Source organism: Citrobacter sp. Cpo030 (genome assembly GCF_030333005.1).
Lineage (GTDB): Bacteria > Pseudomonadota > Gammaproteobacteria > Enterobacterales > Enterobacteriaceae > Citrobacter > Citrobacter portucalensis.
In genome coordinates, this window is the sequence record NZ_JAOWGT010000049.1 from 44,659 (window position 1) to 58,574 (window position 13,916).

Annotated in this window: 15 protein-coding genes; 3 read left to right on the forward strand and 12 right to left on the reverse strand. The window is 51.2% G+C overall.

What is annotated here, in order from left to right:
* Position 1: 1 nt before the first annotated feature.
* The 8 genes from rsxG to blr form a co-directional block, all read right to left on the reverse strand.
* Entirely contained in the window at positions 2 to 622 is a 621-nt protein-coding gene (gene rsxG / locus OGY37_RS07060) for an electron transport complex subunit RsxG (RefSeq protein ID WP_063941551.1), read from the reverse strand.
* 9 nt (positions 623 to 631) lie between these two features.
* Complete coding sequence (gene rsxD / locus OGY37_RS07065) at positions 632 to 1,684, reverse strand: electron transport complex subunit RsxD (protein ID WP_003832796.1); 1,053 nt, start codon at positions 1,682 to 1,684, stop codon at positions 632 to 634.
* Complete coding sequence (gene rsxC, locus OGY37_RS07070; RefSeq protein WP_286620423.1) at positions 1,685 to 3,802, reverse strand: electron transport complex subunit RsxC; 2,118 nt, start codon at positions 3,800 to 3,802, stop codon at positions 1,685 to 1,687.
* Positions 3,795 to 4,373, reverse strand: a complete 579-nt coding sequence (gene rsxB / locus OGY37_RS07075) for an electron transport complex subunit RsxB (RefSeq protein WP_003832800.1) — start codon at positions 4,371 to 4,373, stop codon at positions 3,795 to 3,797. The genes rsxC and rsxB overlap by 8 nt, the downstream gene beginning before the upstream one ends.
* Positions 4,373 to 4,954, reverse strand: coding sequence for an electron transport complex subunit RsxA (gene rsxA / locus OGY37_RS07080; RefSeq protein WP_003029144.1), 582 nt, complete (start codon positions 4,952 to 4,954; stop codon positions 4,373 to 4,375). Before rsxA ends, rsxB begins: the two co-directional genes overlap by 1 nt.
* Before the next feature lie 76 nt (positions 4,955 to 5,030).
* Positions 5,031 to 5,471: a DUF2569 domain-containing protein gene (locus tag OGY37_RS07085; RefSeq protein ID WP_003832803.1), complete on the reverse strand. Its 441-nt coding sequence runs from the start codon at positions 5,469 to 5,471 to the stop codon at positions 5,031 to 5,033.
* A gap of 91 nt (positions 5,472 to 5,562) precedes the next feature.
* Positions 5,563 to 5,778 (reverse strand): transcription modulator YdgT, encoded by a 216-nt coding sequence (gene ydgT, locus OGY37_RS07090; RefSeq protein ID WP_003832804.1) that lies wholly within the window; start codon positions 5,776 to 5,778, stop codon positions 5,563 to 5,565.
* 290 nt (positions 5,779 to 6,068) lie between these two features.
* Positions 6,069 to 6,194, reverse strand: a complete 126-nt coding sequence (gene blr, locus OGY37_RS07095; protein WP_003029134.1) for a division septum protein Blr — start codon at positions 6,192 to 6,194, stop codon at positions 6,069 to 6,071.
* Positions 6,195 to 6,435: 241 nt separating this feature from the next.
* Between blr and OGY37_RS07100 the strand changes: the two genes are divergently transcribed.
* Positions 6,436 to 7,476: an oxidoreductase gene (locus OGY37_RS07100; RefSeq protein WP_071446495.1), complete on the forward strand. Its 1,041-nt coding sequence runs from the start codon at positions 6,436 to 6,438 to the stop codon at positions 7,474 to 7,476.
* Positions 7,477 to 7,577: 101 nt separating this feature from the next.
* On the opposite strand, the gene add is transcribed toward OGY37_RS07100, so the two are convergent.
* Positions 7,578 to 8,579: an adenosine deaminase gene (add, locus tag OGY37_RS07105; RefSeq protein ID WP_149280902.1), complete on the reverse strand. Its 1,002-nt coding sequence runs from the start codon at positions 8,577 to 8,579 to the stop codon at positions 7,578 to 7,580.
* Here add and OGY37_RS07110 point away from each other — a divergent pair.
* On the forward strand, positions 8,578 to 8,802 hold the full coding sequence (locus OGY37_RS07110) for a hypothetical protein (RefSeq protein ID WP_149280903.1): 225 nt from the start codon (positions 8,578 to 8,580) through the stop codon (positions 8,800 to 8,802). The genes add and OGY37_RS07110 overlap by 2 nt on opposite strands.
* Before the next feature lie 219 nt (positions 8,803 to 9,021).
* Complete coding sequence (locus tag OGY37_RS07115) at positions 9,022 to 9,438, forward strand: hypothetical protein (RefSeq protein WP_003832810.1); 417 nt, start codon at positions 9,022 to 9,024, stop codon at positions 9,436 to 9,438.
* Between the two features lie 44 nt (positions 9,439 to 9,482).
* Here OGY37_RS07115 and OGY37_RS07120 read toward each other — a convergent pair whose 3' ends face one another.
* The 3 genes from OGY37_RS07120 to malX form a co-directional block, all read right to left on the reverse strand.
* Entirely contained in the window at positions 9,483 to 10,832 is a 1,350-nt protein-coding gene (locus OGY37_RS07120) for a sensor domain-containing diguanylate cyclase (protein ID WP_286620425.1), read from the reverse strand.
* Positions 10,833 to 11,029: 197 nt separating this feature from the next.
* Positions 11,030 to 12,202 (reverse strand): MalY/PatB family protein, encoded by a 1,173-nt coding sequence (locus tag OGY37_RS07125; protein ID WP_286547237.1) that lies wholly within the window; start codon positions 12,200 to 12,202, stop codon positions 11,030 to 11,032.
* 10 nt (positions 12,203 to 12,212) lie between these two features.
* Entirely contained in the window at positions 12,213 to 13,805 is a 1,593-nt protein-coding gene (gene malX / locus OGY37_RS07130; protein WP_048226592.1) for a maltose/glucose-specific PTS transporter subunit IIBC, read from the reverse strand.
* Positions 13,806 to 13,916: the final 111 nt, after the last annotated feature.

Here is a 13,916-nt window from a genome sequence, read left to right on the forward strand (position 1 = left end):
GTTATTCTCCACAGGCGCTAAGTTGAGGGAGTTGCGCAGGCAGTGTCTGCGCATACAGGCCGGCACGTTTAACCGCGTTAACTACCGCACGGGGTGTAATGGTTGCGCCAGTAAACTGGTCAAAGTCGCCGCCATCTTTTTTCACTGCCCAGTGAGAGTCATTACCCGCCGCGATTGTTTTACCGCTAAAATGGGTGATCCAGTCGGACAGTCGCAGTTCGATTTTGTCGCCCAGCCCCGGCGTTTCATGGTGTTCGGTAACCCGCGTACCCAACACGGTACCCGTGAAATCGACACCCACCAGTAGTTGAATCGCTCCGGAATAACCATCTGGCGCCGTAGCTTCAAGAATTGCTGCAACGGGGCGATCGTCCTGGCGGGCAATATATACGCGATGCGTACCTTTGCCCAACGCCGGTGCATCGACCAGATAGCAACTTTCAGACAAGTTATTATTGTAGCGATCCCCAGGCAGAACCTGATCGAACAGCGTTTTTTGCTGTATCGCGGCCTGTTCATCAATGGTTGACTTGGTTAATTGATTGATTGCTGCAGTTAACCCCGTCGAGCCTGCGGCAAACAGCGCCAGCGTAATACCGTGTTTACGAATCGTTTTCAGCATAGGGACTCCTTAGCGATGTCCGTACACGCGAGGGCGAGTGTAATAATCAATCAGGGGAACCGTGATATTCGCCAGCAATACGGCAAAAGCCACGCCATCAGGATAACCGCCAAAACTGCGAATCAACCATACTAACAGGCCAGCAAGTGCGCCAAAAATCAGGCGACCGCGGTTGGTTGTTGATGCCGTAACGGGATCGGTAAGAATAAAGAACGCACCTAACATTGTCGCGCCGGAAAGGAGGTGCAACTGAGGCGAGGCCAGCGATTCTGGCGAAAATATCCAGCCCAAAGTGGCACAAACGGCGAGTGACAGCAGGAAGCTAACCGGGATATGCCAGCGAATCGCTTTTTGCCATAACAGCACGATACCGCCCACCAGCCAGGCAAGGTTCACCCACTGCCAGCCAGCGCCTGCCAGCATGCCGCTGTAGATCGGGTATTGCATCACCTGCTCAACGGTACGTCCTGCATGCAGGGATGTCTTAAAGGTATCAAGAGGCGTTGCCTGACTGATACCATCGATGCCCATACGCAGCGAATTCATATCCCCACCGCTGGCGGTATGTCCGTTAAAGATAACGTTCAGTGCGTCAAAAAAACCAGGCACCGTGGCCGCAATTTCATGCGGCGGCAGCCAACTGGTCATCTGTACCGGAAATGAGATGAGCAGCACGACATAACCAATCATGGCAGGGTTAAACGGGTTCTGCCCGAGCCCGCCATACAGCTGTTTCGCAATGATAACCGCAAATACCGTGCCTAATACCACCATCCACCATGGCGCGAGGGGCGGAATACTGACGGCCAAAAGCAACCCGGTGAGTAACGCAGAGTTGTCTTTTAAAATCGGCACAATGGGTTGTTTACGCAGTTTAAGCACACCCGCTTCGGCAGCAATAGCGCTGATGGATGCGAGAACTATCTGAAACAACGTGCCCCAGCCAAAGAACCACAGCTGAGCGGCGATCCCCGGCAATGCAGCAAGTAATACCAGCATCATGATACGCGATGTCTGGCGCTGGTTATGGGTATAAGGGGAGCTTGCTATTCTGAATACCATTTATTCCTCGTTTACAACCTGCTGCTGTGCGGCTTTCTTAGCCTGAGCGCGTGCGATAGCGGCCGCGACGGCGGCTTTACGTGGATCAACCGGCTCGGCTGTTTCAGCTACCGCCTGCTGCTCGAGCTTGCGGGCCTTGGCGCGGGCGATTGCTGCTTCCACGGCGGCTTTACGCGGATCAACCGGTTCGGCCGTTTCCGTTACCGCTTCTTGCTCAAGTTTGCGGGCTTTGGCGCGGGCGATTGCCGCTTCGACGGCGGCTTTACGCGGATCAGCCGGTTCGGCCGTTTCCGTTACCTGTTCTTGTTCAAGTTTGCGGGCTTTGGCGCGGGCAATTGCCGCTTCCACGGCGGCTTTACGCGGATCAGCCGGTTCGGCCGTTTCCGTTACCTGTTCTTGTTCAAGTTTGCGGGCTTTGGCACGGGCAATTGCCGCTTCCACGGCGGCTTTACGCGGGTCTGTACCCGTGCTGCTGCCATCACTTTGCGGCGGATTTTCCTTACGGGAGGCACGAGCTTGCGCCTTACGCGCCTCGCGTGCGGCAATCACGGCACTATTGTCAGGTTTTACGCCTGCCTGAATGACCACTGGCTGTAGCGCCTGAGCCTGCTTTTCTTTTACACGAGCCAGCGCGGCAGCAATGGCATCATGATCTTTGGCCGCCGGCTGAGCAGCAGCGCTCTTATGGCGTTCAAGACGCGCTGCTTTTTCACGTTCAAGGCGCGCCTGGCGGGCTTCAAACCGAGCTTTCGCTTCAGCGGCGCGTTTTTCTTCCTGGCTAATGGCGTAAATCTCGGCTTTTTCCTGACGGAAATATTGCACCAGCGGAATATTGCTTGGGCATACCCAGGCGCAGGCACCGCACTCAATGCAGTCGGCGATATTATGGGCCGTTGCCTTGTCGTGCTGCTGCCCTTTACTGAACCAATAAAGTTGTTGCGGCAGGAGATCCGCCGGACAGGCATCGGCGCATGCGCTACAGCGAATGCAGCCTTTCTCTTCCGGTGTTTCACCCATTTCACTGGCAGAGGGTGCCAGAAGACAGTTGGTTATCTTCACCACCGGGACATCCAGCCACGGCAGCGTAAAACCCATCAGCGGCCCGCCCATAATCACCATCTGGTCGGCGGAAGGGCAGAAGCCCGCATCGTTGAGCAGATGACGAACCGGCGTGCCTAAACGCGCCCAGACGTTGCCCGGACGGCTGACGGCTTCACCGGTAAGCGTCACGACACGTTCGGTGATCGGCTCTCCGTCAATTACTGCCCGTTTAATTGCATAGGCGGTTCCGACGTTTTGCATCAATACGCCGATATCAGAGGAGCGTCCGCCGTGGGGAACCTGCTTGCCGGTCAGGATTTGTGTTAACTGCTTGGCCCCGCCGGACGGGTACTTGGTGGGGATCACGCGTAGGCTAATGTCGTGTGAATCAGCCAGCACCGCGCGCAGCATAGATATTGCCTGCGGTTTGTTATCTTCGATACCAAGGAGGATCTCGCGTGGCTGAAGAATGTGCGCCAGGATGCGGATACCTTCGACGACCTGAGCGGCACAGTCCTGCATCAGGCGGTCATCTGCCGTAATGTACGGCTCGCATTCGGCGGCGTTAATGATCAGGGTTTCAATTTTATCTCCACCGCCCTGCAGTTTAACGCCGGTGGGAAAACCCGCGCCACCCAGTCCGGCGACGCCGTACTGATGAATACGCGCAATCAGCTCTTCCCGGCTGTGGGAGCGGTAGTCGGTCCAGCCGTCTCGCTCAATCCAGCGGTCTTCGCCATCGGCGTCTATGATGACGCTCAGCTCAGCGAGTGCCGAAGGATGTGCGGTGGAATGCGGCGCAATAGCAACCACGGTGCCTGATGTTGGCGCATGGACTGGAAGCATTTTGCCACGCCCGCGGGTTAAGGCCTGACCACGCAGCACGGTGTCACCCACGTTTACGCACAGTTCACCCTCCGCACCAATATGTTGTTTCAGCGGAATAACGAAACGCGGCGCCAGCGGAACCTGTCGCAACGGCGTTCCGTTTGACTGGGTTTTCATTTCTGGTGGATGAATGCCGCCATCAAAGTCCCAGATTTTATTTTTTCTGAATGCAGAGAATAACTTAAACATGTTGTTCCACGGGAATGATGCGCACAGGGATGGTGTTTAAATCCCATTTCCAACTATCGGGTGTCTCGGCTACCGGGCGTAATTCAATACATTGCGTCGGGCACGGGTCAACGCACAGGTTGCACCCGGTGCAGAGATCGCTCATTACCGTGTGCATGGAGCGGGTCGCGCCCACGATCGCATCGACCGGGCAGGCCTGAATACACTTAGTGCACCCAATACAGTTATTTTCATCAATGACCGCCAGCATTCGCACCGGCGTAACGTCTTGTTCATCGCCATCAATAGGTTGCGGGTCGACGTTCAGCAGAGCGGCAATTTTTAACATCACCGCTTCGCCACCGGGGGCGCAACGGTTAATTTTTTCACCCTGAGAGCCTATCGCTTCAGCGTAAGGATGACAGCCCGGATAGCCGCACTGTCCACACTGGCTTTGCGGGAGAATTTCATCAATTTTCTCCACGACCGGATCATCTTCAACGGCAAAACGTCGCGAGGCGTACCCCAAAATAGCGCCGAACGCCAGACCCAGTAGACTCACTGCGGCAACGGCAATCCAGATAGCATTCATTACAACTTCACCAAACCACTAAAGCCCATAAAGGCCAATGACATTAAACCAGCAGTAATCAGCGCAATCGCATTGCCGCGAAACGGCGCTGGGACGTCCGCTACGGCGAGGCGTTCGCGGATCGCAGCGAACAGTACCATCACCAGCGAGAAGCCGACGGCGGCGGAAAAACCGTATAGTGCCGACTGTAAAAAGTTATGGCCGAGGTTGATGTTCAGTAGCGCCACACCTAACACTGCGCAGTTAGTGGTGATCAGCGGTAGGAAGATCCCCAGCAGGCGGTACAGCGCAGGGCTGGTTTTACGCACAACCATTTCGGTAAACTGCACGACGACGGCGATAACCAGAATAAAAGCCAGCGTGCGCAGATAGATGAGATTGAGAGGGATTAGGATCCAGGTATCAATCAGCCATGCGCAAATGGAGGCCAGCGTCATGACAAACGTCGTGGCAAGGCCCATACCCATTGCGGTTTCCAGTTTTTTGGAAACACCCATAAACGGGCAGAGGCCCAGAAACTTGACCAGTACAAAGTTATTGACCAGTACAGTTCCGACAAACAGCAGCAGGTAATCAGTCATTTTTCGGCCTGAAATAAAAAAGCCGCCTATTATCTGACAATCTACAACAGGCGACAACAGGTTAACTGTAGGGTTATTACGGGTTCACAAACGTCGATTTAACGCGCTGCGATCGTTTGAAGTAGGGCACCAACAGTGCTGCGGCCAGTAATGGGAACAGCAGTTGGCGCACGGCAAAAGCGTCTGGAACGGGTGAAAACGCAAACGCTTTAATCGCCAGCAACACGGAGATCAGCAGCCACAGAATGTAATGCTTAGGCACACAGGCTCGGCGTTTGAAAAACGCAATCGTCAGCCACAGTGTGTAATACCACATGGCGATCGCGGTAACAAAAGAGACGCCCCATAACAGCAAGTTTGCCGTACTTTGCTCACCCAGCGTTTTGAAGGTTTGCGGTGTAGCCAGCGCAGTGACATAAAGTAATAACGCCAGCGAAGCGCTCAACAACGCGACTAACAGCCAGGCCAGTGGCCCAAGTAGCCAGCCTCCGATACGTTGTGCCGGTGTGGTAGTCATCTCTTCTCCAGGTTTACGCGCGCAATCAATCATGCCATTCATTTTGGGGCAATTATTATAAAGCTTTTAACGTTGAGCGCTACTTTCTTCTTTATTGCACGTAATGCCAGACTGATTTAGGTACCTGACCAACATCAAACAGACGGCCTCCGGATATAAGCTCCGCACGGCGATGGTCTGCGGCACGGTACATATTGATGATGTCGCTATCGTCGGTGAGCGTGTAGTTTAGATGGTCGAACAGCTTTTCCAGACTTTCGAGTGAACTGATTTTGCGGAATTTTAATAAGTAATCCTGAACAGTCATAAATGCAGATCCATATTAATAAAATAATACCAACGGAGTAGAAAATATAAAAATAAACAACGTGCACAGGTAAAAGCGGATTTACGTGCAAATTTAAGAAGAGTGTTCATACCTGTGAAAAGCAGGCGCTATGCGCGTCTTTGGCAAGGGTAACGCGCTTAGCGATCGCTGGCAATATGCAGCGGAGCGGGATGCGGCATAATTCCCTTTTTTTGACAGAAAGCGATCTTTTCCCGGCAAGCCCTGCAACTACCAATGTTAATTGCCGGGCAATAAAAGGCTGCGGATGCTTATTTTTTCTGCACTGCGGCAACGGGCTCTGGCGGCTGGTAATTGTCAATATGATTGGCAACACCCAGCAGGATCACGGAGACGGCGAGAACAATCCAACCTGTTAATTCAATAAGACGATTCATTACTGATGACATTTGCTTTGATTTATCCATAAACACAGGCTGCAAATGTTACTAATCTCTCATTAATACAGCAAGATGATTGGGAACGATTTCTACCTCTTTTTCGCTGCAAGTTAAGCATAAGTGGCATATGTTTGACTTAAGTTAAAAAACAACCTTTGTAGCGCAAAGGTTATTAAACTATTGAGACGTTGCAAGGTATGGTGTGAAATAGGTCAGTCCTGAATTGAGAGGCAATAATATGAGTGACAACATCCGCGTTGGGTTAATTGGCTATGGTTATGCCAGCAAAACCTTCCATGCCCCCCTGATTGTGGGCACGCCGGGCCTGGAACTGGCTGCGGTTTCCAGTAGTGATGAAGCAAAAGTGAAGGCAGACTGGCCTACGGTGGCGGTTGTTGCTGAGCCTAAGCATCTTTTTAACGATCCAAATATCGACCTGATTGTGATCCCCACGCCTAACGACACGCACTTTCCGTTAGCGAAAGCTGCGCTGGAAGCGGGCAAACACGTGGTTGTTGATAAACCTTTTACCGTGACACTGTCACAAGCTCGTGAGCTGGATGCGCTGGCGCGCAGCCTCGGGCGCGTGCTGTCTGTGTTCCATAACCGTCGCTGGGACAGTGATTTTCTGACGCTGAAAGCTCTGCTGGCGGATGGTGTTTTGGGAGAGGTGGCGTATTTCGAATCCCATTTCGATCGTTTCCGCCCGCAGGTTCGTGATCGTTGGCGTGAACAGGGCGGTCCGGGAAGCGGCATCTGGTACGATTTAGCACCGCATCTTTTGGATCAGGCGATTAACCTGTTTGGTTTGCCCGTCAGCCTGACGGTAGACCTTGCCCAGCTGCGCCCGGGCGCGCAGGCGACGGATTACTTCCATGCCATCCTGACGTATCCGCAACGTCGTGTGATCCTGCATGGCACCATGCTCGCTGCCGCAGAATCGGCCCGTTATATTGTGCACGGATCGCGTGGCAGCTATGTGAAGTATGGTCTTGACCCGCAGGAAGAGCGTCTGAAAAATGGCGAGCGACTGCCACAGGAAGACTGGGGTTATGATATGCGTGATGGCGTATTGACGCGAGTAGAAGGCGAAGAGCAGGTTGAAGAAACCTGGCTTACCGTACCGGGCAACTATCCGGCGTACTATGCTGGTATTCGTGATGCGCTAAACGGTAACGGTGAAAACCCAGTACCAGCGAGACAGGCTATCCAAATTATGGAGCTGATTGAGCTGGGTATCGAATCCGCGAAACATCGTTCGACGCTGTGCCTTGCTTGATTGGGCTAATGCCGGATGGAGATGCTCAGGCATTTTATCCGGCCTACAATGAAAACCAACGCAGGCCGGATAAGCGTTAGCGCCATCCGGCACTTTACCTGTTACGCTGCGGCGACTTTTTCGCGCAGTGTACGTTTCTCTTCGTTACTCAGGAATGCCATTTCCAGACCGTTGATTTGCGCCTGGCGGATTTGTTCGCGCGTTAGGCCCGCCGCTGGTGCGGCAATGGTGTACTCGTGAATGATATCCACGCCCTGAACAGCCGGGTCGTCCGTGTTCAAACTGGCGATAACGCCATGCTCAAGGAACGTTTTCAGCGGATGGTTCGCTAGTGAGGCAACGGTGCTGGTCTGAATATTTGATGTCAGGCAGGATTCGATGCCGATACGGTGCTCGGCGAGGTAATCCATCAACGCACGATCTTCAACGGCTTTAACGCCGTGACCAATACGCTCAGCGCCCAGCTCTTTAATGGCCTGCCAGATGCTTTCTGGTCCCGCGGCTTCGCCCGCATGTACGGTAATACGCCAGCCGGCGTCGCGTGCCTGGTTGAAATGGGACAGGAACAGACTGCCCGGGAACCCCAGTTCGTCACCGGCCAGGTCCAGTGCCGTAATATGGTCACGGTGGGCTAACAGTGCATCCAGTTCCTGCAAGCAGGCGGCTTCGCCAAAAGTACGGCTCATAATGCCAATTAAGCGTGCTTCGACGCCAAAGGTCTTGCAGCCCTCGCGTACGCCGGCGATGACGGCTTCAACCACACCTGCAACCGGGAGCTGATGCGCCATCGCCATATAGCCTGGAGAAAAACGTAATTCTACATAGTGCAGACCGTTACGTGCTGCATCTTCAATATTCTCAAATGCCACGCGACGACAGGCATCCAGCGAGGCCAGTACCTTCACGCCCCAGTCGAGCTTGGATAAAAAGCTTACTAAATCTGGCTCAGTTGATGTGACTTGCACATGAGGGATCAGCGTTTCCAACGTTTGTGCCGGAAGCGTTAAGTTGAACTGACGACCCAGATCCAGGATCGTTTGTGCACGGATGTTACCATCAAGGTGGCGATGGACGTCGGTCAGGGGGAGGGAAGTATCAATCATGGTCGCACTCGTGTATTTAGGTAAAGTGCAGGCCATTATACAACAGAAAAATGTTCCTCTAAAAACTTTAAAAAAAGCAGTGCAGAGTTCGGGGTTATGGGGAAGCAAGTATCGCCAAATTGCTGACCATGCTGTTAGCGCTCCAACAGAGTGGTGTTCCGACGGCCTGATCCTTGAGACCGTATCACGCTGCTTTTGCCTTGCGGTGGCAAGATGGGCGTAAAGTAAGCAATAACGCATTTCCTGCAGCATGTGTGTAATGAAGGGATTTTATTTTAAGATTATTTACCTCGTTTTTATATAATTACTGCCTGTCAGTGTTATTTTATTCAGATATTTATTGAGTAACATTGCTAATAGCGAAAAATGGACACTTTCCAGTTTATGAATGTGCAGCGAAGTATGTTATAAAAATACAATAACGACTGAGGGTATTAATAAAGTGAAAAGTGTAAAGCTAATTGTCAGTACAATGTTCTGTGGAAGTTTGCTGCTGGCAACTGTGCCTACGCATGCGGCGTATAAAGCGGATGAAACGCATGTAATCCAGTTTAAGAAAGGTACCAGTGGCGCAGATATCAAGGGGACAATTACGGGCGATAAAACAAAAGATTATACGTTTGTCGCCAAAAAAGGGCAGACCATGCAGGCAGTTTTGAAAAGCGCCTGGCCTCATCCTTTCATGAGTATTATTGCGCCGGGCGAACAATTCATTTTTGATGGCATGATGAGTGGTGACACTTATAAAAATACACTGCCTGCCAGCGGTAAGTATACCATCAGAATATATCAAAAAGGCGCGGCGAAGGATGAGGGAAAAACCAACGCATTCCAGCTGCACATGAAAATTACCAACTGATCATGAGGAAAAGATCGCCCTGGTGGTGATCTTTTCCTTTGCTATTAAACTTCTTCACCAGAATAGGCCACAACGCAATTACGGCCTCGGTTTTTTGCCATATACAGGGCGCGGTCTGCGCAATCAGCAAGTTGTTCAGGGGCTGAACGGTTATCAACTGAGGTTACGATACCCAGGCTGATGGTGATGATGCGTGGAAAATCACCTTTAGTCGTGGTCTGAGTTTGTTGTTCTACGTGTTTTCTGATTCGCTCTGCGATGTTAAATGCTGCATCAGCGTTAGTTTCAGGTAGCAAAATAGCAAACTCTTCTCCGCCAATACGCGCCACGATGTCGTTACGCCGACTCAGTCGCTGCATAATTTCTGACAGTTTAATTATCACTCTGTCACCCTGCAAATGTCCCCAGGTGTCATTGACCGACTTAAAGAAATCAATGTCGCAAAAGACAATGCTCAGGGGTTTATGGGTTGCTGTCATTTTAATCTCATTGCTGAGTGCGTTATGAAAATAGCCACGGTTGAAAAGTCGGGTCATCGGGTCGCGGACTGAATTTTCATAGGATAATTCATAGGCCTGACGTGAGGCTTTGTAGCGCTTGAAAATATCAGACATGAGCACGATCATCACGGCCATTGCGCTAAGGCACTCCAGGCCTCTGGCGAGATACCATCCAGCGGAGTCTATATGCGTGTACTTCAGCATAATGATGACACTTAACAGATTGCTCAGGGCAACCAGTGACATACTTACCCAAAACTGTGTTTTTAGCTGGGTTAATTTTGCCCCTAATAAAACGATACAGGTCCACAAGATAATGAGGACATAAATAAAGCTACCACGCCAGGGTCTAAGCCATTCAAACGTTTCTGTATCAACCAACTGAAACGATATTGGCGTAATACGGATGGAGTAGAGGATAGCCATTACCAGATGCAACATGCACCATAAATAAGTGGCGTAAATAACTGTTTTACCATGCTTTTCTTTTTTATTCTTAAACGTATATAAATAGTATGTTGCAAAAAACAGCCCCGTAATTAACATGTTCCTCATAAAGTATAAAACAGCAATGTCATTGTAGATGACACCAGGAAGGCCGTTTTTATAAAAATAAATATAGAGCGCAAGAAATAAGAAAACCCCCGAGAAATAAAACGCGCAGGCCAGGGGTAAAAGATATTTTTTGCGCCGATAACTCATGTAATTCATCGTCATAAAGCACCCCGTCTGAATGTGCAATACACCAGCAAAGGTTGCAATAACCGGATAAAAAGAGAGGCTATAACGCTGATTACTAAAAGGGATATACCAAAGAAAAATGGATGTCGTTAGGGACAGGAGTAAAAAAAAAGTTAAATTCTTTTTGTGAATGTTTATTTGTGTTGTATTCATGATTTTTATGTATATAAAACAGCGCTATATTTCGGCTATCTTCTCAGCTTTGTATTTTGTCTTTTTGATTTTTATTGCTGTTGATTTTTACTGGCAGGAAAAGTCAGGGAGGAATTGGTATTAAAAAAACGATAGAAAACAGATTTGTTTTTTTATATAAGGAGTTGCGCAATGAGTTCTTCATTGCGCAAGACTATTTAACGTATTGTGCGGATGGCGTTAATCAACCCCTGAACGCCTTTTTCAAGTTTGGAACGTGGACATCCGGCATTGAGGCGCACAAAACCTCGTCCTTCTTCTCCGTATGTGTATCCGGGCATGATGGCGACTTTCTGCTGATAGATGAGTGCTTCCTGCAGTGCATGGTCATCAAGGTTGAGTGGACGCAAGTCAATCCATGCCAGATAGGTGGATTGCGGAACCTGCCAGTTCAGTTCGGGGAATGCGTTATTCAGCTCATGCGCGATGTAATGCAGGTTACTGACAAGGTAATCCCGCAGCGCATCAAGCCAGCTAGCGCCCTGTTGGTAGGCTGCGATATGTGCGCTAAGCGCGAGCACTGCAGGTGAGGAAAGACCATCCCGACCCTTTAACGCACTGAGGTAATCGTTGCGACTCTGCTCATCCTCAATAATCCCGTAAGCCCCGGTTAACGCCGGAATATTGAAGCTCTTTGAACCGGAGGTGAACAGCGCCCAACTGTCGCGCGCGACGTTACTCCACGGGATGTGCGGCTGGTCTGCCCATACCATATCCATATGGATCTCATCAGAGATGACTTTTACACCGTGGCGCTGACACAGTTCCGCCATGGTTTCCAGTTCATCGCGCGTCCACACCTTACCGGTTGGGTTGTGCGGACTGCAAAGCAGAAGAATTTTACTTTCAGGCCGGGAGAGCGCTTTTTCCAGCGCAACCATGTCGCAAACCCAGCCGTCAGCGCGCTTTTCAAGTCCGACAGCGCATACCTGGCGCTGATTACCTTCAATCGCTTTGTAAAACGCGTCGTACGCCGGTGTATGAATTACCACCGCATCACCCGCAGAAGACCACTGGCGGATCAGCTCCGACACCATATAGATGACCGAGGGGCCATAAACCAGCGACTGAGGGTCGATTTGGGTATTATGACGCGTAAGAAACCAATGACTAATTGCCGCCAGAAATTCATCATTTTTCCAGCGGCTGTAACCCAGCACGCCATGTGACAGGCGCTGAGTCAGCGCCTCCAGAATGCAAGGTGCGGTGGCAAAATCCATATCGGAGATGGTGAACGGCAGCAGGTCGGCTGAACCAAAACGGTCGGCAACGTAATCCCACTGGGTACACCAGGTACCGTGCCTGTCCACCACCTTTGAAAAATCAAACATACTGTTGTCCTTATGCCTGTACGGTGTTCATCAGAACGGCGATCTCGTCTTTCACTGACTGGACCTGCGGACCAATAACGACCTGAAGGTTATGCTGATTGAGTTGTACTACGCCAATGGCGCGATTGTCCTTCAGCGCTTGTACGTTAACAAGCGACATATCTTTCACTGACAAGCGCAGACGGGTAATGCAGTTATCCAGGCTGACAATGTTTTCCGCACCGCCCAGCGCCGCCAGAATGGCAGGGACGTTGTAACCGGATTTACCCGGTGCACCCGCCATGACTTTTTCGATATTGCTGGCAATTTCGACGTCACGACCCGGGGTCTTCAGATTGAAACGTGTGATGGCGAAACGGAAGATCACGTAGTACACCGCGAACCAGATCGCCGCCACAACAGGGACCAGATACCACTTGGTTGAGAGCCCGTGCAGGATGCCGAACACCACAAAGTCAATCAGGTTACCGTCCGTGTTACCGATGGTGACGCCAAGCACCGCCATCACGGTGAAACCAAGACCGGTCAGCAGGGCGTGGATCACATACAGAACTGGGGCAACGAACAGGAATAAGAACTCAAGGGGTTCTGTTGTACCGCCGATCACGCAGGCAATGAGGCCAGAAATTAATAACCCTTTAATTTTATGACGATTTTCAGGGCGAGCACAGTGGTACATCGCGAGCGCTGCCCCCGGCAAACCACCGAGGAACGCTGGCATTTTACCCTGCGACAGGAAGCGGGTTGCGCTTTCAGAGAAGCCTTGAGTTGTCGGACAGCTCAACTGAGCCTGGAAAATAGTCAGTGCGCCGCTCACGCTGTGACCGCAGACTTCCTGCGTGCCGCCAGCCTCGGTGAAGCGAATGAGCGCCACCAGAATATGATGCAGACCAAAGGGCAGCAGCAGACGTTCACCGGTACCAAACAGCATTGGACCAAATTCGCCCGCGCTGTTGATGATGTGGCCGAGCCCGTTAATGCCCATGGCGAAAACCGGCCAAACCAGGGGAATAACCAGGCCGACCAGTCCCATCACCACCGAAGAGATAATTGGCACAAAGCGGGTACCGCCGAAGAAGGCCAGTGCATCCGGCAGGCGGATGTTGTGGAAACGTTCATGCAGCATCCAGACGATGATCCCGGCAATTACAGCGCCGAGGATCCCGGTGTCGATCGACTGGATCCCCAGGATATTCTGCACGTTGTTGGCCTTCAGGATCGCGGCATCTGTGGTAGGTAAGATACCTTTCGCAGTTAACCAGAAGTTGACGGCAAGGTTCATCACCGCATAACCAACAAAACCGGCAAATGCCGCTACGCCTTTGTTCTCGCGAGCCAGGCCGAGAGGTATGGCAATACAGAACATCACAGGTAAGAAGCTAAACGCAAATGAGCCTACTTTGCTCATCCAGGTAAAAATAGCCTGCAGTACCGGATTACCCAATGCCGGGATCAGCGTTAAGACATCATGACTACTTAACGAGCTGCCGATCCCTAACATGATCCCGCAGAATGAGAGCAGAGCCACGGGCAGCATAAAGGTTTTGCCCAACTGCTGGAAAAATTCCCATAACGTAATTTTTGGTGTGGTTCTCGTCGTCATCAAACGACTCCTCGTAAAAGCTAGCTGACTAATGATGGCGAGAAGATAAAACGTTTTACCTAATTTTAGTGCGGTACAAATCACATTATCGAACGATAATAGAGCGTATAA